The organism is Bradyrhizobium sp. IC3195 (assembly GCF_020193585.1).
GTDB lineage: Bacteria > Pseudomonadota > Alphaproteobacteria > Rhizobiales > Xanthobacteraceae > Bradyrhizobium > Bradyrhizobium yuanmingense.
In genome coordinates this window covers 26,119-51,131 of the sequence record NZ_JADYVG010000011.1, presented here as the reverse complement: position 1 = coordinate 51,131, position 25,013 = coordinate 26,119, and the positions used below count along the sequence as shown (strand labels likewise).

The 25,013-nt window shown below is 65.2% G+C and carries 27 protein-coding genes; 6 read left to right on the top strand and 21 right to left on the bottom strand.

Annotation, left to right across the window (positions count from 1 at the left end; translation table 11 throughout):
• Nucleotides 1-3: 3 nt before the first annotated feature.
• The 20 genes from I6F09_RS21305 to motA all read right to left on the bottom strand — a co-directional run bounded on the left by I6F09_RS21305 (nucleotide 4) and on the right by motA (nucleotide 16,080).
• Entirely contained in the window at nucleotides 4-696 is a 693-nt protein-coding gene (locus I6F09_RS21305; protein ID WP_225188966.1) for a hypothetical protein, read from the bottom strand.
• Nucleotides 693-2,318 (bottom strand): flagellar basal-body MS-ring/collar protein FliF, encoded by a 1,626-nt coding sequence (gene fliF, locus I6F09_RS21300; protein WP_225139200.1) that lies wholly within the window; start codon nucleotides 2,316-2,318, stop codon nucleotides 693-695. The genes I6F09_RS21305 and fliF overlap by 4 nt, the downstream gene beginning before the upstream one ends.
• A gap of 297 nt (nucleotides 2,319-2,615) precedes the next feature.
• Complete coding sequence (locus tag I6F09_RS21295) at nucleotides 2,616-3,530, bottom strand: flagellin (protein WP_057030126.1); 915 nt, start codon at nucleotides 3,528-3,530, stop codon at nucleotides 2,616-2,618.
• Nucleotides 3,531-3,798: 268 nt separating this feature from the next.
• Nucleotides 3,799-4,707, bottom strand: coding sequence for a flagellin (locus tag I6F09_RS21290; protein WP_225134442.1), 909 nt, complete (start codon nucleotides 4,705-4,707; stop codon nucleotides 3,799-3,801).
• A gap of 264 nt (nucleotides 4,708-4,971) precedes the next feature.
• Nucleotides 4,972-5,712 (bottom strand): flagellar type III secretion system pore protein FliP, encoded by a 741-nt coding sequence (fliP, locus tag I6F09_RS21285; protein ID WP_036007014.1) that lies wholly within the window; start codon nucleotides 5,710-5,712, stop codon nucleotides 4,972-4,974.
• Entirely contained in the window at nucleotides 5,709-6,152 is a 444-nt protein-coding gene (locus tag I6F09_RS21280; RefSeq protein ID WP_346730124.1) for a flagellar basal body-associated FliL family protein, read from the bottom strand. The genes fliP and I6F09_RS21280 overlap by 4 nt, the downstream gene beginning before the upstream one ends.
• Before the next feature lie 42 nt (nucleotides 6,153-6,194).
• Entirely contained in the window at nucleotides 6,195-6,893 is a 699-nt protein-coding gene (gene flgH / locus I6F09_RS21275) for a flagellar basal body L-ring protein FlgH (protein WP_036007011.1), read from the bottom strand.
• Nucleotides 6,894-7,640 carry a MotE family protein gene (locus I6F09_RS21270; RefSeq protein ID WP_225188964.1) on the bottom strand — a complete coding sequence of 249 codons (747 nt, stop codon included), beginning with the start codon at nucleotides 7,638-7,640 and terminating at the stop codon, nucleotides 6,894-6,896.
• Nucleotides 7,641-7,707: 67 nt separating this feature from the next.
• Entirely contained in the window at nucleotides 7,708-8,838 is a 1,131-nt protein-coding gene (flgI, locus tag I6F09_RS21265) for a flagellar basal body P-ring protein FlgI (protein ID WP_036007006.1), read from the bottom strand.
• Complete coding sequence (gene flgA, locus I6F09_RS21260) at nucleotides 8,835-9,311, bottom strand: flagellar basal body P-ring formation chaperone FlgA (RefSeq protein ID WP_225126170.1); 477 nt, start codon at nucleotides 9,309-9,311, stop codon at nucleotides 8,835-8,837. The genes flgI and flgA overlap by 4 nt, the downstream gene beginning before the upstream one ends.
• A 13-nt stretch (nucleotides 9,312-9,324) precedes the next feature.
• The gene (gene flgG, locus I6F09_RS21255; RefSeq protein WP_036006992.1) at nucleotides 9,325-10,113 is read right to left on the bottom strand and encodes a flagellar basal-body rod protein FlgG; all 789 of its coding nucleotides are present in this window, start codon (nucleotides 10,111-10,113) and stop codon (nucleotides 9,325-9,327) included.
• An 18-nt stretch (nucleotides 10,114-10,131) separates the two neighbouring features.
• Entirely contained in the window at nucleotides 10,132-10,461 is a 330-nt protein-coding gene (locus tag I6F09_RS21250; protein WP_225188963.1) for a flagellar hook-basal body complex protein FliE, read from the bottom strand.
• Nucleotides 10,462-10,463: 2 nt separating this feature from the next.
• Entirely contained in the window at nucleotides 10,464-10,880 is a 417-nt protein-coding gene (gene flgC / locus I6F09_RS21245) for a flagellar basal body rod protein FlgC (RefSeq protein ID WP_036006988.1), read from the bottom strand.
• An 11-nt stretch (nucleotides 10,881-10,891) separates the two neighbouring features.
• Nucleotides 10,892-11,293, bottom strand: a complete 402-nt coding sequence (flgB, locus tag I6F09_RS21240; protein WP_036027427.1) for a flagellar basal body rod protein FlgB — start codon at nucleotides 11,291-11,293, stop codon at nucleotides 10,892-10,894.
• A gap of 64 nt (nucleotides 11,294-11,357) precedes the next feature.
• Nucleotides 11,358-12,443 (bottom strand): flagellar biosynthesis protein FlhB, encoded by a 1,086-nt coding sequence (gene flhB / locus I6F09_RS21235; RefSeq protein WP_225188962.1) that lies wholly within the window; start codon nucleotides 12,441-12,443, stop codon nucleotides 11,358-11,360.
• Between the two features lie 13 nt (nucleotides 12,444-12,456).
• On the bottom strand, nucleotides 12,457-13,497 hold the full coding sequence (locus I6F09_RS21230) for a flagellar motor switch protein FliG (protein WP_225188961.1): 1,041 nt from the start codon (nucleotides 13,495-13,497) through the stop codon (nucleotides 12,457-12,459).
• A gap of 2 nt (nucleotides 13,498-13,499) precedes the next feature.
• Entirely contained in the window at nucleotides 13,500-13,874 is a 375-nt protein-coding gene (gene fliN / locus I6F09_RS21225) for a flagellar motor switch protein FliN (protein WP_036006979.1), read from the bottom strand.
• A gap of 76 nt (nucleotides 13,875-13,950) precedes the next feature.
• The gene (locus tag I6F09_RS21220) at nucleotides 13,951-14,265 is read right to left on the bottom strand and encodes a hypothetical protein (protein ID WP_036006976.1); all 315 of its coding nucleotides are present in this window, start codon (nucleotides 14,263-14,265) and stop codon (nucleotides 13,951-13,953) included.
• Nucleotides 14,246-15,187 (bottom strand): FliM/FliN family flagellar motor switch protein, encoded by a 942-nt coding sequence (locus I6F09_RS21215; protein WP_036006973.1) that lies wholly within the window; start codon nucleotides 15,185-15,187, stop codon nucleotides 14,246-14,248. The genes I6F09_RS21220 and I6F09_RS21215 overlap by 20 nt, the downstream gene beginning before the upstream one ends.
• Complete coding sequence (gene motA, locus I6F09_RS21210; RefSeq protein ID WP_036006971.1) at nucleotides 15,184-16,080, bottom strand: flagellar motor stator protein MotA; 897 nt, start codon at nucleotides 16,078-16,080, stop codon at nucleotides 15,184-15,186. Before motA ends, I6F09_RS21215 begins: the two co-directional genes overlap by 4 nt.
• Before the next feature lie 143 nt (nucleotides 16,081-16,223).
• Here motA and I6F09_RS21205 point away from each other — a divergent pair, with 143 nt between their 5' ends.
• The 5 genes from I6F09_RS21205 (at nucleotide 16,224) to I6F09_RS21185 (ending at nucleotide 22,649) form a co-directional block, all read left to right on the top strand.
• The gene (locus I6F09_RS21205) at nucleotides 16,224-17,012 is read left to right on the top strand and encodes a DUF1217 domain-containing protein (RefSeq protein WP_036006968.1); all 789 of its coding nucleotides are present in this window, start codon (nucleotides 16,224-16,226) and stop codon (nucleotides 17,010-17,012) included.
• 3 nt (nucleotides 17,013-17,015) lie between these two features.
• Nucleotides 17,016-17,744 carry a flagellar basal-body rod protein FlgF gene (gene flgF / locus I6F09_RS21200; protein WP_225188960.1) on the top strand — a complete coding sequence of 243 codons (729 nt, stop codon included), beginning with the start codon at nucleotides 17,016-17,018 and terminating at the stop codon, nucleotides 17,742-17,744.
• Between the two features lie 40 nt (nucleotides 17,745-17,784).
• Complete coding sequence (fliI, locus tag I6F09_RS21195; RefSeq protein ID WP_225188959.1) at nucleotides 17,785-19,110, top strand: flagellar protein export ATPase FliI; 1,326 nt, start codon at nucleotides 17,785-17,787, stop codon at nucleotides 19,108-19,110.
• An 816-nt stretch (nucleotides 19,111-19,926) separates the two neighbouring features.
• Nucleotides 19,927-20,562: a MarR family transcriptional regulator gene (locus I6F09_RS21190; protein ID WP_036006959.1), complete on the top strand. Its 636-nt coding sequence runs from the start codon at nucleotides 19,927-19,929 to the stop codon at nucleotides 20,560-20,562.
• Nucleotides 20,563-21,584: 1,022 nt separating this feature from the next.
• Nucleotides 21,585-22,649 carry a 2-dehydropantoate 2-reductase N-terminal domain-containing protein gene (locus tag I6F09_RS21185; RefSeq protein ID WP_036006955.1) on the top strand — a complete coding sequence of 355 codons (1,065 nt, stop codon included), beginning with the start codon at nucleotides 21,585-21,587 and terminating at the stop codon, nucleotides 22,647-22,649.
• Nucleotides 22,650-22,671: 22 nt separating this feature from the next.
• On the opposite strand, the gene I6F09_RS21180 is transcribed toward I6F09_RS21185, so the two are convergent.
• Nucleotides 22,672-23,256 (bottom strand): LysE family transporter, encoded by a 585-nt coding sequence (locus I6F09_RS21180; protein WP_036027459.1) that lies wholly within the window; start codon nucleotides 23,254-23,256, stop codon nucleotides 22,672-22,674.
• Between the two features lie 239 nt (nucleotides 23,257-23,495).
• Between I6F09_RS21180 and I6F09_RS21175 the strand changes: the two genes are divergently transcribed.
• Nucleotides 23,496-25,010, top strand: coding sequence for an ATP-binding protein (locus I6F09_RS21175; RefSeq protein ID WP_225123905.1), 1,515 nt, complete (start codon nucleotides 23,496-23,498; stop codon nucleotides 25,008-25,010).
• Nucleotides 25,011-25,013: the final 3 nt, after the last annotated feature.

The following is a 25,013-nucleotide window of genomic DNA, read 5'->3' as shown; positions in this document are numbered from 1 at the left end:
GGACTACCGGCGCGCGTCCTTGAGGCGTTCACTCCAGGCGGAGATCTGCGTCTCGATCACGGTCTGGTCGGCCACGACGCGCACCTCGAGCGTCTCGGCGGCCTCGTATGCGATGCCCGTTCGCCTGGACGCCTCGAGCTGCGTCTTCACGAGGTCCAGCAGCTCGCTCGGGCCGGTGACCTTGAAGGCCGGCGCCGATGAGCTGCCGGTCAACGCCGCGATCTGCTCGACCAGCGATCCGATCGCCTTGTCGCGCACCGCATCGGTGAGGAACGGCAGCAGGATCCGCGCCACGGAGCTTGCGATGTTGGTCTCGATCTCGCGGCAGGCCGCCTCAAAGCCGCTGACGATCGCGACCGCCTGCTGGTCGGACCATTTGGCCCGCTCTTCGCCGAGCCGGATCGCGCTACGAACGCGCTCCTCGGCCAATTTGGCGTCGCCTTCCGCGACGCCCGCGGCATGGCCGCGCCGATAGGCATCGTCCAGGAGATTGACCGGCGGCGCTTCCGTCGCGGGCGCCGGAGACGGCGCCTGATGCTGCGTGTGGGCCTGCGGCTGCGAGTGAGGCTGCGGATCGCGCCTCGCCTCCTTTGGCCTGGTCAGCACGTCCTGGATTTTCGGCGGTGGCGGCGGCGACGACTTGACCCGGCCATTCGCATCGAACTGCGTCAGAAGTTTTCCGATTGCCGCGTTCATGCCGCCTCCTCGCGTCGCATCCAGTCTTTAAGGATCGCCGCCGCCTGCATCTGATCGAGCCGGACGATCTGCTCGAGCCGCTTCTGCGGCGTTCGCTGCATCTTGCCTTCGAGATCTTCGACGAGGTTGAGCTCGGCCTCCTCGCCGTCGGGCAGCGCAAGGGCCGCCGAGGCCTCGAGCTGGGCGGCCTCCGCCGCCTCGGCCTGCTCCTGCTCCGCGCGATGGGTCAGAATGCCGTTGACCGCCGGCCGCAGCCCGAACCAGACCAGCATCGAAGCCACGGCGAGAATCGTGATCGCGTTGATGACGCTGCCGAGCTGCTTGTTGATCATCTCGACGAAGCTGATCGGCGGCACCGGCGCCAGCTCGCGCGAGCCCTCGATGAAATCGACGGCCGTCACCTGGATCTGATCGCCGCGCGCCTTGTCCAATCCGCCCGCCGTCGCCGCGAGCTGGCTGATCTCGGCGAGCTTGCTGTCGATGATGGCCTGGTTGCTCTTGTCGCCGAGATCGGCGACCAGTCGCGCGCGATTCACCAGGACGGCGATGAACAGCTTCTTGACGGAATAACCGTCGCTGACCGTGGTCGTGGTCTTGGACGAGACCTCGAAATTGGTGACGTCCTCGCGGCGGGTCTTGTCCTCGCTGGAGTTCTTGCCGCCGCCCGCATTCACCTGCTGGTCGGGGAGATTCTGCTGCACCGTGGTCGGCGACGAGCGGTCGGCGTTCTGCGAGGATTCCTTCTCGCGTACGGCCCGCACCGAGCGCTCGGCGCGGTTCTCGGGATCGTAGACCGTCTCGTTGATCTGCCGCTTGTCGGTGGACAGCTGCGGAGCGACGCTCACCTCGAAGTTGTCGAGGCCCAGATACGGCGTCAGCGCCTTGCGAATGCTCTCCTGCACCATGCCGCTGACCGTCTTCTGCAGGCTCGCCATCTTGGCTGGCGCGGCGCTGGCCTCGTCCTCTTCGGCGAGCAGCATCGAGCCGTCGGCATCGAGCACCGTCACCTTGTCGCGGCTCATGCCGGGAATGGCGGCGGCGACGAGATGCCGGATCGACTGTGCCGTGCGCGCCTCGATCGCGCCGTCGGTACGCAGCACGACCGATGCCGAAGGCGGCTGCTGCGTGGCGCGGAACGAGCCGCGCACCGGCAGCACGATATGCACGCGCGCCGCCTTCACGCCCTTCATCAGCTGGACGGTGCGGGCGATCTCGCCTTCGAGCGCGCGCAGCTTGGTGACCTCCTGCATGAACGAGGTCAGCCCGAGCGAGCCGATCTTGTCGAACAGCTCGTAACCGGAATTGGCGCTGGTCGGCAGCCCCTTCTCGGCGAGCAGCATCCGCGCCTGCATGGTCTGGCTTGGACGCACCGAGACCGCATCGCCGGCGGAATTGACGTCGAAGGTGATGTTCTGCTCGCGCAGTGCCGCGCCGATGCGCGTCACGTCTTCGCGGGTGAGGCCGGTGTAGAGCGTTTCGAACTCGGGGCGGCTGAGATAGTAGGCGCCGCCGACGACGGTGACGAGAACCGCAAAACCGATCAGTCCCAAGGCCATCAGGCGTCGCGGCCCAAGCTCCAGCAGATTGTTGAGCAGTTGCTGTACCTGCGCACGACTGAGCATATGACCTCGTACCAATGCGAATGGTGACGACACTCAGCTGCCAACCTTGTCTGAAGGTTGCGCGAGGCGCGAATGTTTCGGGTTCGCTGGCGAGGCGTTGCAATTATGCAAGACGAGGCGACGCAATCGGTTTGGCAGGCGCGAGCGAGCGCTCGGGCGCACGGCAGCCCGACCGGCCGCGGCATGTCGCAAGACGTATGACGAAGGTTCGATTGCCGGCATATCGCGTGTCGGCGCCCACCATCACGGCGGGGACCGTGCTCCCTGAGGGAGCACGGTCGTTTTCGAGAGCGCCGCTTAGCCGCGGAACAGCGACAGGATGCTCTGGCTGTTCTGGTTGGCGATCGACAGCGCCTGAACGCCGAGCTGCTGCTGGGTCTGCAGGGCCTGAAGGCGGGTCGATTCCGCGTTCATGTCGGCGTCGACGAGCTGGCCGACGCCGCGATCCACGGAGTCCATCAGGGTCTTGACGAATTCCGTGTTGGTCGAGATGCGGTTCTTGACCGCGCCGAGATCGGCAGCGGCCGAGGCCACCGAGTTGATGGCGGCGGTGACCTGCGCGATGTAGGCATCGAGCGTGGTCTGGTCGGCCGCCGAGTCAGTCAGCGCGGAGATGTTGATCGTGTCGACCGAAGCGCTGCCGGCCACGGTATCCAGAATGCCGGTCTGCGTCGTGGAGTACAGCGTGTAGTTGGCGGTCGTCACGGTGATCGAGCCGATGGTGGGCGTACCGCCGACGCGGGAGTAGGACGACACGAGGTTGAAGCTCGTCGGGGTGGTACCCGTCGTCGTGCTCAGCCAGTTGATGCCGTTGAAGGTCGCCGAATTGGCCTTCAGCTTCATGTCCTGCTGGATCTGGGTGATGTCCGCCTGGATCTTGGTGCGGTCGATACCCGCGGTCTTGGCTTCGACCAGCAGCGCCTGGAGCTTGGTCAGACCGGATTCCTTGTCGCCGATCACCGAGGTCAGAGCGGTATATTCGGTGTCCACGGTGGCAGCCGACAGGCCGAGCGAGTCGGAGACAGCGGACAGCGCGGCGTTGTCGGAGCGCATCGAGGTCGCAATCGACCAATAGGCGGCGTTGTCCGAGGCGGTGGACACGCGCTGACCGGTGGAAATCCGGTTCTGCGTGGTGGCGAGTTGCGTGCTGACAGACCGCAGGGTCTGCAACGCGGTCATGGCGGAGGAGTTGGTGAGAAGACTAGAACCCATTTTGATGTCCCTTTGAAGATTGACTTGAGTTGGGGACATACCGGGCTTGCACCGGTACGACAGGGCGGCGTCATGCCTTTGGGCGTGCCGCAAACGCGGGTTCAAGGCCCAATCTGTCGTAGCGGCGAGGTTAGCGAGCGAAGCTTGTGCGGGGCTTGTGGCCCTGTGTTCCGGCCGCAACAGGCGGCCGGACTTGGGCGCGCGTGGCTGCCCAAGCGAAAAGGCCGCGCTTCGCGAGAAGCGCGGCCCTCCCCCGATGACTTCCGTCTTAGCGGAACAGCGACAGGATGCTCTGGCTGCTGTTGTTGGCGATCGAGAGCGCCTGCACGCCGAGCTGCTGCTGGACCTGAAGGGCGGCCAGGCGGGTGGATTCCGCGTTCATGTCGGCGTCGACGAGCTGACCGACACCGCGGTCAACCGAGTCCATCAGCGACTTCACGAAGTTCGTGTTGGTCGAGATACGGTTCTTGACGGCACCGAGATTGGCGGCGGCCGAGGCCACCGAGTTGATCGCAGTCGTGACCTGCGCGATGTAGCCATCGAGCGTGGTCTGGTCGGCCGCCGAGTCGGTCAGCGCGGCGATGTTGATCGTGTCGACCGACGCACTGCCAGCCACAGTATCCAGAATGCCGGTCTGCGTGGTCGAGTAGAGCGTGTAGTTGGCCGTCGTCACCGTGATCGAGCCGATGGTGGGCGTGCCGCCGACGCGCGAGTAGGATGACACGAGGCTGAAGCTCGTCGGGGTGGTACCCGTCGTGGTGCTCAGCCAGTTGATGCCGTTGAAAGTCGCCGAGTTGGCCTTCAGCTTCATGTCCTGCTGGATCTGGGTGATGTCCGCCTGGATCTTGGTGCGATCGATACCTGCGGTCTTGGACTGGACCAGCAGCGCCTGGAGCTTGGTCAGACCCGAGTCCTTGTCGCCGATCACCGAGGTCAGAGCGGTATATTCGGTGTCGACGGTCGCGGCCGACAGGCCGAGCGAGTCGGACACCGCCGAGAGCGCGGCGTTGTCGGAGCGCATCGAGGTGGCGATCGACCAATAAGCGGCGTTGTCCGAGGCAGTGGACACGCGCTGGCCGGTGGAGATCCGGTTCTGCGTGGTGGAGAGTTGCGAACCCACAGACCGCAGGGTCTGGAGTGCGGTCATGGCAGTCGAGTTCGTAAGCAGGCTTGACATTGCGAATGTCCCTTTATGTACGCGTTTACATTTTCACGAGGGGACATACCGGGCTTTCACCGGTACGGAAGGGCGGCATCATGCCTTTGGACCGATCTGTGTGGGTCCAACCCGCCGTACCGTGTTGCTAGCACGCCGAATCTTGCTTCCGCATTAAGACGAGCTTGAATTCCGCAGCAAAATCATATGGTTAAAATTACGCGCCGCTAACCATATCCAGCGCGTTTCGTTTAACCATAATCGGCCGGCGGGCGCTCGCGGCGCTCACGAGAACGAGCGGACCAGCCCGGAGGCCAGCAGATTCCAGCCGTCGATCAGCACGAAGAACAGCATCTTGAACGGCAGCGCGAGGATCGTCGGCGGCATCATCATCATGCCCATCGACATGGTCAGCGTCGCCACGATCATGTCGATCACCAGGAACGGCAGGATGATGAGGAATCCGATCTCGAACGAGCGCCGGAGCTCGGAAATCATGAAGGCCGGAATGATGACGCGCAGATCGACCCGCTTGTCGTCGAACTTCCTGCGGAAGCTTTCGGCGGCGAGCGCTTCGAAGGTCTGGAGATCCTTGTCGCGGACATGGGCCAGCATGAACTCGCGGAACGGGTCCGTGATCTTCAGATAGGCTTCCTCTTCCGATATCTCGTTCTTCATCAGCGGCTGGACGCCGCTCTCCCAGGCCCGGTCGAAGGTCGGCGCCATGACATAGAAGGTCATGAACAGCGCGAGGCTGATCAGCACCAGGTTGGCGGGCGTGGTCTGGAGGCCGAGACCGGCGCGCAGGAACGACAACGCCACCGCAAATCGCGTGAAGCTCGTCACCATGATCAGCAACCCCGGCGCCACCGACAGCACCGTGATCAGCGCCATCAGTTGGATGATCCGGCCGCTTGTCGAGCCGTTTCCGGGCGGCAGCAGCGAATTCAGGTCGGGAATCTGGGCCAGCGCCGCTTCGGGCAGCACGACCAGAACCAGCGCGAGCAGCAGGACTTTCACCCTCACTGGATCACCAGCGTTTCGATGATCAATTCGCGGACCTTGCCTGACGAGCGGATACTGGCGCGGTCGGTCAGGTCGTCGCGCAGATGCTGGAGCCCGCGCGATCCCTCGAACTGCGCCACCGTAGCCGACCGCAGATAGGTCACGATGTCCTCGCTGATATGGGCGGCCAGAATGCCGGCATCCTCGTCGCTCATGCTGTCGGTCACCATCGAGGCTTCTATGCGCGCCCAATTGTTGGCTGGCGCCGCGAGATTGGTCACGATCGGAGACAATTTCCTGAGCCGCGCGCTGCCGGCGTAGCTCGACGCGATCGGCGGCGATGTGGCGTTCTTCTTGGCGTCGGCAACGCGTTCGGCGGTCGCGATCAGATGCAAACCGGCAATCGCGCCCGCGCCGATCGCGATCAGGGTCAGCACGACGATGGCGGCGATCAGGCGCATGGCGTCGCCCGCCATCGCGGCGCGATCAGGCCGGCTCGGGCGTCAGAATGGTGCCACGGCGTCATAGATCCGGTGTCCCCATCCAGGCTGCTGCACGTCCGACAGATTTCCGCGCCCGCCATAGGACACGCGCGCCTCGGCGATCTTGTCGTAGGAGATGGTGTTGGCTCGCGAGATATCGCGCGGACGCACGATGCCGCCGACCTTGAGCACGCGCATCTCCGTGTTGACGCGAAATTCCTGCGAGCCGCTGATCATCATATTGCCGTTCGGCAGCACGTCGGTGACGACGGCCGCGATCGAGAGCCTGATGTCCTCGGTGCGGTCGATCTGGCCGTTGCCCTTGATCTGGGTATTGGTGCTGAGATTGGCGTTGGCCGAACCCGTGTCGCTCCATCCAGCGATGTCCATCAGCCAGTCGAGCCCGAACTTGACCTGCGAATCGCGCGAACGGCCAGTCTTGTTGTCGAGCTTGGCCTTGTCCTGCATCGAGATGATCACCGTCACGACGTCGCCGGTGCGGCGGGCGCGCGGATCGCGGTAGAGATCGGTGCCGTCGTCCCAGGTCGAGCGATAGCTGACGGGCGTGCGCATGCGCGGCGTCACCGGGATCGGATCGGCCTGCATCCGCAGGCCGCTGCCGACGGGCGACATCTGCGGACCGGTCAGGACTTCGGCCGGATGGTAGCACCCGGCCAGGAGCACCGACGCCGCGAGCAAGGAAAGGATCGGCCTGTTCATCTATTTGCTCTTTCCGTCGTCGACGCGACGCATGCCGCCGAGCAGGTCTGCGAGGTGCGCCGCGCGTGCCGTGTCCATCTCGTTGAAGATCGCGCTCGAGCTGCGCGGGCTGAGCTTGGCGAGCACGGCGGCGGCGGTCTCGTCGGCCATGCCAGCGATCTGCGTCGCCGCAGCTTCGGGCTTCATGCGCGAATAGATCTCGACGACGCTCGCTTCGGCCTTCTTCAGGAAGTCGTCGCGCAGCGCCATCCACTTCTCGTATTCGGCGCGCTTGGCCTCGACCTCGGCGATGCGCTCGCGCAGCAGGCTCTCGGCCTTCTCGAGCTCCTTGAGCTGCCAGGCCAGCCTGGCATCGACGGCGGGATCGGCGACGTTGCTGCAGAACAGCGCGATTTCGTTGTCCGGGGGCGGCGCAGCCTGCGGCGGTGCAGGCTTCGGCGGCGCCGTGACGCTGCCAGGCTTGGCCGGACGGGCAGGCGCCGGTGTCTCCGGCACCGCACCGGTGACCACGGGGCCCGAATCTTCGGCCGCCCATGCCGTGGCCCGGACCGAAGAGTTGTCGACAGGTGTCGCGGTGGCCGACGGCTGCGGCTTCTGCGGTCCGCCCGCGCGGGCGCGGGCGAAGGAGAGCAGGTTGAGCGGTTTCGACGGCTTGGCCTCGTCCAAGGCGAACGCGGGCGAGGCGCTCGCGAGCATTGCTGCCGCGGCCAGCAGGAGGAGTTTGCCTTTGTGATCCAGCTTCAGCATCGGGCCGCGTGCGATTCTCGCTTCAGACCTGAGCATTGAGCGACCAAGCTTGCACGACGCTTGCGCATCATTGCACGATGACGTCGGCCTGGAGCGCGCCTGCCGTCTTGATCGCCTGCAGGATCGCGATGATCCCCGATGGCTTCAGGCCAATCTGGTTCAGCCCGCGCACCAGGCGCTGGAGATCGACCCCGCTCAGGATCGCCACCTGCGATCCGGCCTCGTTGGCTTCGACCACGGTCTGCGGGACGACCACCGTCTGTCCCCGCGAGAACGGCGCCGGCTGCGACACAACCGGCATCTCCGTGACGCGAACCGTCAGATTGCCGTGGGTCACGGCAACGGTGGATATCCGCACGTCGCGCCCGATCACGACCGTGCCGGTGCGCTCGTTGATCACGACCCGCGCCGGCGTATCCGGCTCGACCACCAATTCGCCGATCTCGGCGAGGAAGCGGACAGGGCCGACATGACGCGGCTTCGACAGCACGATGGTGCGGTAGTCGCGCTCGAAGGCGATCTGCGCGCGGTAGCGACCGCCGGCGTAGCGGTTGACAGCGTCGAGGATGCGCGTTGCGGTGACGAAGTCCGGGTTCTTCAGCTGTAGCACCAGGAACTCCATCTCGTGGAGACTTCCCTGCACCTCGCGTTCGACCAGCGCACCGTTCGGGATGCGCCCGGCCGTCGGCGTGCCCTGGCTGACGTTCTGCGCCTGGCCTCCGACGCTGTAGCCGGCAACCGTGATCGCGCCCTGTGCCACCGCATAGACGGCGCCGTCCGCCGCACGCAGCGACGTCATCACCAATGTGCCGCCGAGCAGCGACGTCGCATCGCCGAGCGAGGACACGGTGACGTCCATGCGCTCGCCGGGCCCGATCGAAGGCGGCAGGTCCGCCGTCACCATCACCGCTGCGACGTTGCGCGTGCGCAGCGTGGTCGGACGCGGGGGATTGTTGGTGCTCGTGGTCTCGTTCCTGACGTTGATGCCCATGTTCTCGAGCATCGACTGCAGGGACTGTTCGGTGAACGGAGCGTTGCGCAGCGTGTCGCCGGTACCGTTGAGGCCGATGACGAGGCCGTAGCCGACGATCTGGTTCTCGCGCAAACCCTTGATGTCCGCGATGTCCTTGATGCGGACGGCGGCCTGGGCGCCGGCGGCCGACACCAGCAGCATGAGCGCAAGCAGGAGCCTGGTCATGACCCGTCCATGACCTTGACGCTGCCGTCCGGCTGGACGACGCCCCTGATGATCACGCCGGTGTCCGTGTTGCGCACGGGGATCAGCGCGCCGGCCGCACCCGACTGCATGGCCGAGCCGTAAGTGACGATGGACAGGCCGCTGTCCTCGACCACGACCTTGACCATGGCGCCGCGCGCGACGGTCCAGGGGTCCTCCACCGCATTGGTTGGAATGGGCTGGCCCGGCAACAGCGCGCGCCGCGCCATGCGACCGACCAGGATCTGGCGTCCCTCGATGAACATTGCGACGCCGAGCAGGCTCGGCGCGAAGGCGCGCTCGGTGATCATCTCCTCGCGGATCATCTCGCCGGCGCGGATCGAGACGGCCGGTACGGGAAGCCGCTTCTCCTCGGCCGCGGCGGCCCGCGCCGCGGCGAGAACCAGCAGCACGGCGGCCAACCCGCGCACGATCAGGCCCACCCTGTTCAACATCGAGACACCGGAACTAGCGCATGCCCTTCGAGACCGTCTGGGCCATTTCATCCGAGGCCTGGATGACCTTGGCATTCATTTCGTAGGCACGCTGGGCCGAGATCAACTCGGTGATTTCCTTGACCGGGTCGACGTTCGAGGCTTCGAGCCATTTCTGGTTGATCTTGCCATAGCCGGCATCGCCCGGCAGACCGACGACCGGCGTGCCGGACGCCGTGGTCTCCTTGTAGAGATTGCTGCCCAGCGGCTCGAGACCCGCTTCGTTAGCGAAGTTGGCGAGGTTGAGCTGGCCGATCTGCCGCGGATTCACTTCCGTGTCGAGCTTGGCAAACACCTGGCCGGTCTGGTTGACCGTGACCTCAACCGTCCCCTGCGGGATGGTGATCGCGGGATCCAGCAGGTAACCGTCGATCGTGACCAGCTGAGCGTTGGCGTTGACGTTGAACGAGCCCGCACGGGTGTATTGCACCTCGTTGTTGGGGCCGAGCACCTGAAACCAGCCACGTCCGTTGATCGCGAGATCATAGGGATTGCCGGTCTGCGTCAGCGCGCCCTGGATGTGCAGCTTGCGGATCGCCGCGGACTTGACGCCGAGGCCGAGATTGGCACCTTCCGGAATCGGCGACGAGCCGTTGGTGTTCGCGACGCCCTGCATGCGGTCCATCTGGTAGAACAGATCGGTGAACTCCGCGCGCGCCCGCTTGTAGGAGGTCGAGTTGATGTTGGCGATGTTGTTCGCGATGACTTCGATGTTGGTCTGCTGGGCGTTCATGCCCGTGGCCGCAATGGCGAGCGATTTCACTGGTCCCACTCCTTCAGATCAAATCGACATCCGAACGACTTCCTGGTAGGCCTGGACGACCTTGTCGCGAACCGCGACCGCCGTCTGCAGGGCCTGCTCGGCCGACATCAGCGCCTCCACGACGCGGCGCGTCGATTCCTTGCCCTGCATTGCCGAGATCGATGCCGCCTCGCCCGCCTTCAGCGTCCCGATCGCATCCGACGTCACCTGCTTCATCACCGATTCGAAGCCGACGTCGTCACTGGTCTGGATCGAGGTGGTCGCCGCCGGCGAGACGGCTGACGTCTCAGTCGCACGGCCCGCGGCTTGCCCTGCGGAAATCGCGGTGGATGAAATCGCCTCAAGCATGGTCAGCTCCTCAAGAGATCGATGGTCATGCCGAGCATGGACCTTACCTGCTTCACGACCTGGAGATTGGCCTCGTAGGAGCGGTTGACCTCTCGCATGTCGGCCATCTCGATCATCATGTTCACGTTCGGCAGCTTGACGTAGCCCGCCTTGTCGGCCGCGGGATGCCCCGGGTCGTACTCGACGCGGTAGGGCGTGGTGTCGACCCCGATCTCCTTGACCTTCGCGAGCTGCGCGCCCGAGGCGCGATCCATCGCCGCATCGAAGGTGATGGTCTTGCGCTGATACGGATCGGCGCCGGCGGCGCGCCCCGTCGAGGTGGCGTTCGCGAGGTTCTCCGAGACGATGCGCATGCGCGTCGACTGCGCTTCGAGCCCGGAGCTTGCGACCGTCAGCGAGGCGCTCAATGAGTCCAGCATGTCAATTCACCTCAGGCCTTTGCACTCGACAGCACCATGCGGTGAAACGACCGGACGATCGCCGCGTTCATCGAATAGTCGCGATTGACGTCGCTGCCCTTGATCATTTCCTGCTCGAGGCTGACGGAGTTGCCGGAGTGAACCACTTCCCAGCTGTCCTTCTTCGCGGTCGCCCGCGTGTCGGTCTCGGCTGCGGCCAATTGCATGTGCGAAGGCGACGTCGTCGCAAGCCTCACCGGCATGCCATCGAGCACCTTGTTGAACGGCTCGACGTCGCGCGCCCGAAAGCCCGGCGTGTTGGCGTTGGCGACGTTGGTGGCGATGGTCGACTGACGCAGCTCGAGATAGCGCGCCTGCGACGATGCGAGTTCGAAGAGAAAAAGCGGTCCCACGACGGCCCCATTCTGATCCATTCGGGACGAGCCTAGGGCGTTAAGCTTTCGTCAAGCTGTTGCGCGAAGCACCATCCTCGGAAATCTATCGAACGTTCTCGGGCCGCGGCGCCTGCTTGGATTGGAGGAAGTAGATGATCTCGGCAACGGGCCGGAAGAATTCCGCCGGAATCACCTGATCGACCTGGACTGCCTCGTAGAGCGCGCGCGCCAGCGCCTTGTTTTCGATGACGGGGATTCGGTTCTGCTCGGCAATCTCGCGGATCTTCAGCGCGATCACGTCCATGCCCTTGGCCACGACCAGCGGCGCGGCGTTTTCCTCGCGCTTGTAGCGCAGCGCGATCGCGAAGTGCGTCGGATTGGCAATCACCAGCGTCGCGCGCGAGGCCGAGGCGATCATGCGCTGGCGCGAACGGTCGCGCGCCAGCGAGCGCAGGCGCGCCTTGATCAGGGGATCGCCTTCCGCCTGCTTGTGCTCGTCCTTGATCTCCTGCTTGGTCATGCGCAGCTCGCGCCGCCAGTGGAAGCGCGCCCAGGCGAGATCGATCGCCACCAGCACGATGGTGGCGATGCAGATCGCCGAGACGATGCGCATCGCGATGTTGAGGATCATCTCCGGCAGTGCGACCGGGTCGGTATACATGGCCTCGAACGCCCTCGCTTCGGACGAGCGCAGCACGAAGGCGACCACGGCGCTCACCGCGGCGAGCTTGAACAGCGACTTGGCGAACTCGATCAGGCCCTGCGTCCCGAACAACCGCTTCCAGCCGCTGACTGGAGAGATTCGCGATAAGTCAGGCTTGATCCGCTCGAGCACCAGGCGCGGCGCGTTCTGCAGCAGCGAGGCCGCGAGCCCGAACACCACCAGGATGACCACCAGCGGCACCAGGAACCGCAGCGCCTGCAGGCCGACCACGGTGAGCAGGTTCTGCGCGTCCGCACCGGTCGAGAGCGGGAAGCCCTCGGGATCGTCGAGCAGGCTCTTCAGCGCCGGCGTCAATTGCTGCACGCCCTGGCCGATCAGGAACGCCTGGATCACCATCAGCGCGGCCATCGAGGCGAAAATGGAGGCCTCCCGAGAGACCGGAATCTTGCCCTGTTCGAGCGCATCGCGGACTTTCTTCTCGGTCGGCTCTTCTGTCTTGCTCTCCTGATCGGATGTTTCTGCCATGCCCGTTCAGCGGTCAGCGGAAGACCAGCTCATCCTCCTGCTCGGGGTTGAGCTCGATTTCGCCCTTCTCCGCGAGGTCGAGTGCAAGGTCGGTGATCACACGGCGCGCCTCGAGCACGTCGCGCTGGTTCGACGGCTCGCCGATCGCGAGCTCGGCCTCGACGACGCGGCGGACGCGCGAGGCGACCGCGGACAGGATCACCTCGCGGAAATGCTTGTCGGTGCCCTTCAGTGCGACCACGATGCGGTCGGTCGGAACCTGGTCGAAGATCATGGTGCGCGCCTTCGGCGCCAGGTTGATGACGTCGTCGAAGGTGAACAACAGCTCCTTTAGCACCTCGGCCGACTTCGGACGCTTCTCCGACAGGCTCTTCAGGATGTCCTCGATGTGGCCGCGCTCCATCTTGTTGATGATGTCGGCGACGCGGGCGTAGGTGTCGGCGCCGAGGTTGCGGGCGAAATTCAGCGTCAGATCTTCGTGCAGCGTCTTCTCGAGGACCTTCATCGCGTCATCAACGATCGGCTTGAGGCTGAGCACGCGCCGCATCAACTCGTTGCGCAGACTCGACGGCAGCTGGCTCATGACCTTGGCGGCGCAGGACGGCTTGACTTTGGACAGGATGAGCGCCGCGGTCTGCGGATGCTCCTTGGACAGGTAGGTGGCCAGCGAATTTTCCGACACCGACGAGACGCGGTCCCACACAGAGCGGCTCGAATTGCCGAGCAGGTCCGTCATGATCGCCGAAACCTGATCGGCCGGAAGCACGTCGCCGAGCACCGCTTCCAGGCCACCGAGGGTGCCGAGAATGTTCGCGCCCATCGAGAACTGCTGGGCGAACTCCTCGACGATCCCCTCGAGCTCCTGCGCGGTGATCGGCCGCAGCTCCGCCGCCGCCTTGGTGACGATGCGGATCTCCTGCGGCTCGAACTGCTGAAGCACGCTCGCCGCCGCCTGCCGGCCCATGGCCAGCAGGAGCGCGGCGACCTTTTCCGTGCCGCCCAGCGTGGTAACGCCTCGCTGCTTGACGGGAGCGATGCCGACCGGTGCCGCCATGGTCAGGTATCACCCTGCCCCAGCGGTCCGACGATCTCCGTGAGTGAGACGCCGAAGCGGGAATTGTCCTCTTCGACGACGACCACCTCGCCGCGGGCGACGATGCGGCCGTTGACGACGACGTCGACGGGCTCCCCGACCCGGTGATCGAGCGGAACCACCGCGCCGCGTCCGAGCTTCATCAGGTTCGCCACCGGAATGGTCGCCGATCCCAGCACCACCTGCATGGTGACGGGAATGCGCAAGATGGCGTCGACATTGGCGAACTTGCCGGTCTCCTCGGCCGTGCGCTGGGCGATCTCGGCCAGGCGTTCCAGCGGTGACGTCTCGGTCTCAGCCGATGCAGGTGCAGACTCGTAGTCGAATGATTGCGCCATATGGTATCGCCTCTTGGTACTTCCGCTGCCGGAGCGCCGTGGCGTTCCGGCCGTATTGCTCTGCCGGTGCCGGCATTCAGTGCTTGTTCAGCTCGGCGGTCGCGGCCGTCGCCGCGGGTGCGAGCCCGCTGCGCGCATCGAGCGCTGCGATCGCCTCGTGAGCCTGGTCGATCTTCGTGCTCAGCACGTTGGCGAGGCGTCCGAGATTCGCCGTGGAATCGTGCGCCGCGGTGATGACCGTGTCGAAGGCACCCGCGGTCTCGTGCATGATGGTTGAGAATTCGCCCTGATAGCTGCGCAGCCGCGCCAGCTCGCGATGCATCCTGGTCACCCGCAGGCTGGTGAAGGCGAGCGCAACCAGCAGCACGATATCAACGAGATAGGATATCATCGACGAACTCCCGCTTCTGATCGACGGGATCTGCCACCTGCATGGCGTAATAGCCGTCGAGCTGGCCGATCTGACACCAGAACAACACCTGATTGTTGCTTTCGAGACGGGCCAGCGTGCGCGGCGTGGCCTCGAGCTCGAGCACCTGCCCGACCTCGAACTTCACGACGTCGCCGAGCGTCACCATCTTCTCGTCGAGGACGGCGCTGAGGGTCACCTCGGTCCGCTGCACCTCGCTTTCCATCTGTTCGCGCCAGCGTGGGTCGGCGGCGCGACCGTCGCTGACGACCACGTGAGCGAGCTTCTGACGCAGCGGGTTGAGCGCGGAGTGCGGAATGATCAGGAACATCTGACCGCCGCGGTAGAGTGCCTGCACCATCATGTTCGCGCAGATCGACATGTTGCTGGCGCGCCCGATCGCCAGCGACGCCATCGCGGTCTCGACACGCTCGACGCGGAAGGTGACGTTGGACGTTCCGGCGAAGGCGCCTTGCAGCGCCTTGGCGAACCGCTCGAACAGCGCCTGGACCAGCCGTATCTCAATGTTCGAGAACGTCCGTTCGACGTCAAGCGGCGGTTCCGCTCCGTCAGAGCCGAACATCGCCTCGACCATCGTGAATACGAAGTCGCGGTCGAGCATGATAATGACGCGCGAATCCCACTGCTCGGCATAGAGCACGGCCGCGACCGCGTTGCCCTCGTAGTCCTTGATGATGTCGCCGAGCGGATCGTTGGTGATGCCGTTGACCGAGAAATAGCAGGGCGTTCCGGCCATCGGCTGCAGGCTGTCGGTGCACGATGCCGCCATGCGATCGAAGATCACATTGAGCATCGGCATACGCTCGATCGATATGCCGGCAGCGTCCAGCAGGTAGTTCGGCAGCTGCTTGCGCTGGTCGACTTCTGCGTCTTCCATCATCATGCGCGCGCCGCCTTGGGTTCAGCGTCGGCAGCGACGGGCTTGGGACCTGCGATCGTCTCGTTTTCGACGACGTCGATCGAGGGACGCTCGCTGCTGGAGATCATCTTGCGGCCGTGCTCGACGGCGATCTGCGGCATAGCACCGTTCATGAATGCCAGCAGCGTCTGCTTGACGATGATGTAGGGCCGACACTTCTTCTCGCGCGTCATCTTGATCTTGATCGCGAAGGGCGAAAGCACGCCATAGGACAGGAAGATGCCTGCGAAGGTGCCTACCAGGGCTGCACCGATAAAGCCGCCCAATAGCTTCGGCGACTGGTCGAGCGCGCCCATCGCCTTGATGACGCCAAGCACGGCGGCGACGATGCCGAGCGCCGGCAGCGCCTCGGACACCGTCACCAGCGCATGATAGGGCGCCAGCTTGCCTTTCACGATGGTATGGATCTCCTCGTCCATCAGCGCCTCGATCTCGTGCGTGCGCGCATTGCCCATGATGATCAGGCGGACATAGTCGCAGATGAACTGGAGCAGCGAGGGATCTCCGAGCACGCTGGGGAACGCCTTGAAGATTTCGGAGGAGGCGGGATCGTCGATATGCGCCTCGACTTCGTTGCGCCCCTTGCCACGCAGCTCGCGCATCAGAGCGTGGAGCGCGCCGAGCAAGTCAAGGTAGTAGCGCTGGCCGGGCACCGCGCCGGTGATGGCCTGCATGCAGGCGACGCCCGTGTCCACCACCGTCTTCCATGGATTGGCCACGATAAAGGTGCCGACTGCGGTTCCCATGATGATCACGAACTCCCACGGCTGCATGAGCACGGCCAGGTGCCCGCCCATGGCGGCAAAGCCGCCGAGCAGCGCCGCTACCGTGATGAAAATCCCCACGAAACTGCCCAACGCGCCGCTCCATCGCCGATCCCACCTGGAATACCTAGTCGGCGACGCTTGCGCGAAGCTGGCTTCGAGGTCGCCAGCCCCGCGCAAGCAATTGGCGGCAGCTTGAAGCGGGGTCGCGACCTGCGGCCAGAGGGGCGCGTGTCATGCTATCCACCATCGCGGACTACACCAGGCTGACCAAAGACATGGGCAAGTCGCTGACGCAGGTCGCGAAGCAGCCGGACGTCAGCCGCGACACCGACTATTTCCTCGGCCATATCGGCAAAGTGAAGACTATCGACGATTTCCTGAAGGACTATCGTCTCTATTCCTATGCGATGAAGGCCTATGGCCTCAGCGACATGACCTACGCCAAGGCGTTCATGCGCAAGGTGCTGACCGAGGGGGTCACGAGCAAGGACGCCTTCGCCAACAAGCTGACCGACACCCGCTACCGGCAATTCGCGACCGCCTTCAATTTCGCCGCACTCGGCGACAAGGCGACCCAGACCGCCGCGGCCACGACCGGCACCGCGACCCAGTACGTCACGCAGACGATGGAGGAGAAGGCCGGCGATCAGAACGAAGGCCTGCGTTTGGCGCTGTATTTCACCCGCAAGGCTTCCACGATCACGACCGCCTACCAGATCCTGGCCGACAAGGCGCTGACGCAGGTGGTGCAGACCGCGCTCGGCCTGCCGTCGACGATCAGCGCGGCGAACATCGACGCCCAGGCCAAGATGATCGCGGACAAGATCAAGCTCACCGACTTCCAGGATCCGGCCAAGGTGACCAAGTTCGTGCAGCGCTTTGCGGCGATGTGGGATGCGACCCAGGCCCGGAACGACAGCTCGACCAATCCCGCGCTGGTCCTGATCGCCGGCGCCGCGACGTCGGTCAGCATGGATACCAACGTGCTCACGACGCTTCAGAACATCAAGTTCAACAGGTAAGTCATGCAATCGGCTCTCTATGTGGGATTGTCGGCGCAGGTCGCCCTCGAAAAGCGCCTCCAGACGATCGCCAACAACGTCGCCAACGTCAACACGGCCGCGTTCCGCACCGACGTGGTGAAGTTCGAGACCGTGCTGTCCAAGGCCGGTCCGACGCCGGTGGCGTTCTCCTCGCCCGGCGACAACATCATCTCGCGCGAGATGGGCAACATTACCGAGAGCGGCAACCCGCTGGACGTCGCCGTGATCGGCCAGGGCTGGATCGCCTTCGCCGGTCCGAACGGCACGGTCTACACGCGCGACGGCCGGCTCCAGATCGCCCCCAACGGCGACCTTCAGACCGTGAGCGGCTTTCCGATCGTCGATTCCGGGGGCGCGCAGATCACGCTCGACCCGAACGGCGGACCGATCTCGATCGCGCGCAGCGGCGCGATCATCCAGGACAACAACGAGATCGGCACCATCGGCCTGTTCAGCATTCCGGCCGACGCCAATCTCGAACGCTACGGCAATTCAGGCGTGACGCCCGACCGGCCTGCGACCGCCATCGCGGACTTCTCCCGGGACGGCTTCAAGCAGGGCTATGTCGAAGGCTCCGGCGCCAATCCGATGCTCGAGCTGACGCGGCTGATCTCGGCTTCGCGCGCCTTCGACGGCACCAACTCGATGATCGAGGGCACCGAGAGCTCGCTGCAGAACGCGATCCGGACCCTCGGCGAACCCGGCAAGTAGATTACGCGCCAAGCGCGCAGGATGAGGTTGGACGGTTTCCTTGAACGCTCTTCGGCAACTCGAGTGGGCGCTGCTGGAGCTTCAGCAGAGCACTCCCCTGGCAAGCGTCAGCGGCGCGATCTCCGAGATCGCGCCAACGCATTTCCGCGTCTCCGGTCTGTCGCGCTTCGTCAGGCTCGGCGAGCTCATCGGCGTCGATTGCGGCGGCAAGCGCCAGATCGGCGAGGTGGTGCGGATCGACAGCGACGGCATCATCGCCAAGCCGTTCGACCGGCAGTTCGCAGGCGGGCTTGGTTCGGTCGCCTCCCGCATGCCGCCGCTGTCCTTTGCGCCCGATCCGAGCTGGAAGGGCCGCGTCATCAACGCCCTCGGCGCGCCGCTGGACGGACAGGGGCCGCTCACGCAAGGGTCGCAGGCGGTCTCGGCGGAGGCGGAGGCGCCGTCGGCCATGAAGCGTGCGCGCGTGCACAAGCCGCTGCGCACCGGCGTACGCGTCATCGACCTGTTCGCGCCGGTCTGCGCCGGCCAGCGCGTCGGCATCTTTGCCGGATCGGGCGTCGGCAAATCGACGCTGCTCGCGATGCTCGCCCGCAGCCAGGGCTTCGACACCGTCGTGCTGGCCCTGGTCGGCGAGCGCGGCCGCGAGGTGCGCGAGTTCATCGAGGACGTGCTGGGCAACGACCGTCATCGCGCTGTCACAATCGTGTCGACGGGCGACGAAAGCCCGATGATGCGGCGACTGGCGCCGAAGACGGCGATGGCCGTCGCCGAATATTTCCGCGACCGCGGCGAATCGGTCCTGCTGATGGTGGATTCGATCACCCGTTTTGCCCACGCCGCCCGCGAGGTCGCGCTCGCCGCCGGCGAGCCCGCGGTGGCGCGCGGCTACGCGCCGACGGTCTTCACCGATCTGCCGCGCCTGCTCGAGCGCGCCGGCCCGGGCGAGGAGGGTTCCGGCACCATCACCGGGATCTTCTCCGTGCTGGTCGACGGCGACGATCACAACGAGCCGATCGCCGACACCATCCGCGGCACGCTCGATGGGCACATCGTGCTCTCAAGGCACATCGCCGACCAGGCGCGCTACCCGGCCGTCGACGTTCTGGCCTCGGTCTCCCGCCTCGCCCACAACGTCTGGGACCCCGAGGAGCGCGAATTGGTGAGCAAGCTGCGCGCCATGATCGCGAAATACGAGGACACGCGCGACCTTCGCCTGATGGGCGGTTATCAGCCGGGACGTGATTCGGGCCTCGACCAGGCGGTCGAGATGGTTCCGCGAATCTACAACGCGATGCGACAGGGCGCGTCGGCCCCGCCGAGCGCCGATCCGTTCCGCGAGCTTCGGGACATGCTCAAGGGCGACTGACGGGTGGAGAGGGGTGAGGCGCCTGCCGTCCGCCCTGCCCGTGGTTTTCGACAAGAGATTGCGCATGTCGCTACGCTTCCAGCGCATGCGCGTGCACACCGGCTCACCCATTTTCGTCGTGAGCGAATTCGCCGTTCGCGGTGTGCACGAGCTGGCAAGCGCTGTGCAAGCGATCGAAGAGTCTATTCTGCAAGCACGACGGGAACAACCGCCGCGTGCAATTCCAATGAGTTCCCTCGACGATTCCGCGGCAGAACGCACAAGTTGTGGATGACGTGCCGCCAAACGTCATCGTGATGCACAAGCTTCGATCAGTTTGCATCAACGCAAGACAACAACGCGCGTGCAATCAAACTCTCACAATATCGAGTGCATATTACTCGCCGCGCCATGTATTGCGTTCACCATCATGTGTCCCGAACAACGAGATTGCCCTTGAACGTTACATTCGCCTGCCACGACATCCAGCCTGTGAGAGGGTCTCTACTTGATTTTGTTGAGAAGCTCATCCATCGTTTTGGTTGAGTATAAGAAACGTCTGCTTGTGACTTGAACTTTGGGGGCTCCGGTTGAGCTACTCCGATCCACCGTTTGCCGGCGACGGCAACCCGAGCTCCCGCGCGACGACCACGCCGTTGGCATGCCATCAGCGATACGGCTTCTCGCTGCGGACGATGCGACGCTCATCGGCCGAGGTCGGGCGCGGTGCGATCCGCGCCATTGTGCGAGAGTTCGACAGGGCATGCTCGTCTGACACTCAGGGCGCAAAGCGGCTTCGGGACGCCGCAGACGAAGTTCCGGGGACGAGGTAGATTCATGCCATTGGCGCGGGAAGCCGTCGAGCTGCTGGTTCAGGCGGCGCGGGCTTGGTATTTCGAAGGCAATCAGCATGGATTGCGCGATCGGGAATGGATGGCGCTGCGCTTTCTCGGGCGCGCCAACAGGTTTTCGCGCACGCCGTCCGCACTGGCCGGCTTCATCGGCGCCACACGCGCGACGGCGTCGCAGATCGTGAAGACTCTGGAGAGCAAGTCGTTCCTGGTGCGAAAGCCGTCGCATGAGGACAAGCGTTCCGTCGTCCTGCACGTCACGCCGCAGGGCGAGAAATGCCTGAGCCAGCACGACCCGATCAATCACGTGGTCAACGCGGTGACGTCGCTCGGGACCGAGGAGTGCATCAGGCTGCGCGACTCTCTCCGCGAGATCCTCAATCACCTCGATGCTGCCCATCAGCGGCTCGAAGCGAGCATCTGCCGGGACTGCATGTTTCTCGCAGAGCGCGGGCCGGGCACCGGCAAGGGGCGTGGAAACGCCGAATTCATGTGCCGGCTCTATCGTGCTCCGATCTCGCTCGAGGAGACCGAGCTGCTCTGCACCAGCTTCGAGCGCACGCGTGACCGCCCCAAGATCGAGCAGCATCTCGACCGCGAGCGCATGGCGAGCCAGGGCTGAGGCCGCCAAGAAGCGGCGCTCCATCAACGTCATTGCGAGCGAAGCGAAGCAATGACGGAGTATGAGGCGATAGCTCGCTCTCCGAGTGACGGCTGTCATTCCCCGCGAAGGCGGGGAATCCAGTACGCCGCGGCCTCTGCATTGAACAACTGTCGTCTCGGAGTACTGGATCGCCCGGTCAAGCCGGGCGATGACAGCGAGTGTGTGGTCGCAGACGTGCATATTCATTCTCGCGACTGATTTCGCCCGAGCTTTGCTTCGTCTCGCCGCCCTCATCGGCAAGAGGGCGCAGGGAAGACCGGGTGCTGACATCGCACCCGCGGTCCGCTGCGCAAAACGCACACGCAGAAAACCGCACAGCAGCATACAGGTGGTGCCAATCACTCGGCCTTCCCTGCGCGATGGTCGGACGGCTTATGCCGTGCTCTCCCGGGAGCCGAGTTCCTTCTGGCCTCCCTCACCCTCGCAAAAGTCACCGGCACCGCGCCGGTTGACGCCAATGCCGCATTCGCGAGAGCTTGACCGTAGCAACGACGGCCAGGACCACACGGTTTTGCCGTACGCACGGCCCGCCATTTCGCCCGCAGTATTCCCTGACACCGTCGACAGAGCCGGAAACTTACAGACGAGACGAAACCTAGCAGCGCCGCTCGTCCGCGCGCGGCCGCGAGCTCACCGGGGACTACCCTCCCTGCCCGCACCTTTCGCGCCCGACGCTGCCGCGTCCACCGCAAGCCCGGCTCGCGACAATGACGACCTCATGATCGCCCCTCGAGATTGAGCCGGGATGACCGACACATACGACAAATCCGAATTTCGGTAAAGAAGAATATCTTTGCTTCACTGGGTTGACACGAGACCGAAACAGGCCGCCAGGCTGGCCCTCGAACCCGCGGGGACCAGACGCACCCTTGTATGCATTATCCCAGTTGCCATTCCCCTGCGCTTCGCTTTACATGCCCTCAACTGCCCCGCGGAACGGCCGGGGCCGGAAAAATCACACAGATTTCCAGGGGACGAGCATGGCGCGCAACATATTGATTCTTGGGGCTTCTTACGGCTCCCTGCTGGGCACGAAGCTGCTGATGGCCGGGCACAACGTGACCCTGGTCTGCCGCGCAAAGACTGCGGAGCTGATCAACCGCGACGGTACCGAGGTGCGCATTAAGCTACGCGACGAGGCGGTGCACCGGGCGATCTTCTCCCGCAACCTCCCTGGCAAGCTCGACGCGGTGACGCCGGCCAATGTCGACCTCTCCCGCTACGATCTGGTCGGCCTCGCGATGCAGGAGCCGCAATACACCAACCACACGGTGCGCGTCCTCATGGTCAAGATTGCCGCGGCGAAGCTGCCGTGCCTGTCGATCATGAACATGCCGCCCCTGCCCTACCTGAAGCGGATTCCGGCACTCGCCGACATGGATCTCGAGGAGGCCTACACCAATGCGCAGGTGTGGGAGCGGTTTGAGCCCGGGCTGGTGACGCTGTGCTCGCCCGACCCGCAGGCCTTCCGGCCGCCGGAAGAGGCCGCCAACGTGCTGCATGTCGGCCTGCCCACCAACTTCAAGGCGTCGGTCTTCGCCGACGAGAAGCACAACAAGCTGCTGCGCGAGCTGGAGGCCGACATCGACGCGGTGACGCTCGACGGCCACGACGTGCCGGTGAAGCTGAAAGTGTTCGATTCCCTGTTCGTGCCGCTGGCGAAATGGTCGATGCTGCTGACCGGCAATTACCGCTGCATCACGCCGAACGAGCCGCAGTCGATCCGCGACGCCGTGCACGGCGATCTCAATCGTTCGCAGACGATCTACGACCATGTCGATGCGATCGCCCGCCGCCTCGGCGCCGATCCGCAGGACCAGGTGCCGTTCGCGAAGTACGCCAAGGCCGCGGAGAGCCTGCTCAAGCCGTCATCGGCGGCGCGCGCGGTCGCGAGCGGTGCGCCCTTCATCGAACGCGTCGACCTGCTGGTGAAGCTGATCTCGCATCAGCTCGGCGTGCCCAACGCCGAGATCGACCGCACCGTCGACACCGTGGACCAGAAGCTGAACGAGAAGATCGTGCAGGGCGGCTCCGGCGCGCAGTAGCGCCGCTCCCACCGAGGTCCGCTCAGGCAACCAGGAAGGATTGCAGCCAGATCAGGCCGGTCACGGCGACCAGCGTAACCGCGCCGGTGCGCGTGACGAGGTCAGGGCGCCCGAGGCGACGGGCGCCGCGGCCGAGCGTTGCGCCGAGAATGATCCACGCGGCGCCGGCGGTGAGAATCTGCAGCACGATCACGCCGAGCCACGGCAGCAGTTCGAGCGGCCCGGCCCCAAGCGGCAGCAGCAGGAACGCGAAGACCAGTGCTTTCGGGTTGAGCAGCGTCGTCAGCAGCACCTGGCCGAACGTCACCGCAGCGCCGTCGCGCAGCTCGCGCGTATTGACGCGCCAGAGCATGACCGCGAGGCACAGGATGTAGATGGTCACGGCGACGCGGAGCAGCAGCGCCGCAATCGGGATGTCGCTGATGACCGGACCGAGCGCCAGCCGCAGCACCGCGATCGCCAGCAGATAGCCGCACAGCTCCGCCGCAAGCAGATGAAGGGAGCGCGAGATGCCCGCTCCGGCCCCCGATGTCGCCAGCAGGGTGTTGGTCGGCCCCGGCACCGCCAGCAGGAAATAGGTCGCCGTGAAGAAGGTCAGAAAGGTCATACGGCCGGATAGCAGCTCTCGAACCCGTCGATCTTGATCTGCGTCATTTGGCCGAGCGATGGCGGTCTGCATCATCTTCCCCGAGCTGAGGCCTTTCGGCACCGGGTTCCTGCCGCTCACGGCGGAGCTTGCCGGTTTTGGCGTGGGCAACACCATCTGATTCGTGCTGGAGCGCTCGACGTGCCGCGGCTGGATTGATAAGCCGCTGTCCGCGAATGACGGGACTTTGAGTCGGGGACATGACGGTTGCGATCGAGATGGGGCAGACCACGGCAGGCGCCGCGGCCGCCATGGACCTCGAGGAACTGCTCGCGACCCGTCTCCTAGTGCAGGGCAATTCGGGCTCCGGCAAGTCGCATCTCTTGCGGCGGCTGCTGGAACAGAGCGCCCCCTGGGTGCAGCAGGCCATCATCGACCCCGAGGGCGACTTCGTCACGCTGGCCGAGCGCTTCGGCCATCTGGTGATCGAGGCCGAGGATCACACCGAGCGCGGCCTCCAGGTCGCGGGCGAGCGCGCACGGCTGCATCGCGTCTCCACCGTGCTCAATCTCGAAGGTCTCGACGCCGAGAACCAGATGCGGCGCGCGGCTGCGTTCCTTGGCGGGATGTTCGACGTCGACCGCGATCATTGGTACCCGATGCTCGTCGTCGTCGACGAAGCGCAGCTGTTTGCGCCCGCGGTGGCGGGCGAAGTCTCGGACGAAGCACGCAAGCTCTCGCTCGGCGCCATGACCAATCTGATGTGCCGCGGCCGCAAGCGCGGGCTTGCCGGCATCATCGCAACCCAGCGCCTGGCCAAGCTCGCCAAGAACGTCGCGGCCGAAGCCTCGAACTTCCTGATGGGGCGGACCTTCCTCGACATCGACATGGCCCGCGCCGCCGACCTGCTCGGCATGGAGCGGCGGCAGGCGGAAGCCTTCCGCGATCTCGAGCGCGGTCAGTTCATGGCGCTGGGACCTGCGTTGTCGCGCCGACCGCTGCGCCTCAACATCGGCCCGACCGAGACCAGCCCGCGCAATTCGACACCGCGGCTGATGCCGCTGCCGGAAGCCACGCTTGAAGATGCCCGCGCGGTCATCCTCGCCGCACCGCCGCCCGATGCCAGCCGGCCGCAGCGACGGCCGGCGCCGGATCTGCTCGAGCAGCTTCGCGCAGCGAAGGCCGCCGCGGTGCCGGAGATTCGGGCCGAAGTGGTCGAGGCTCCCGTCAGTGCCGAAGAGCTCGCCGAGCGGCGCGAGCGCGTGGATCGCACGCTGCGTGCCGTGATGGCCGAGCCCGATGCCGGCTTCCGCGCCATCGGCGTGCTCTATCAGGAGTTCGTGGTCCGCTGCCGCATCGAGGGCCTAGGGGCGGCGGTGCCCGATCTCAACGAATTCCGGCGCATGCTGACGCATGCGCGCGCCGGGCTCGGGACGGATCTCACCGAAGACGACGCCTGGCAGGACGTGGCGCTGCGCGCCTCGATCCTGCCCGACGACATGCAGGGCGTGTTCATGATGATCGCGCGCGCGGCGAAGGAAGGCTGGCCCTGCCCCGGCGATGCCGCGATCGCCCGCGCCTACGGCTCGCACTCGCTGCGCCGCGCGCAGCGCCTGCTCGGCTACATGGAGGAGCAGGGCCTGATCGTCGTCCAGCTCGACGGCGGCGGCCGCCGGATCGTGACGCTGGTGGAGCTCGCCTGGGCGACCGCGCCGGGCGATCCCAACGGCGATGATCAGCCGGCGGAGCAGGTCGCAAGCGCGGCGTCGGCTTGAGCG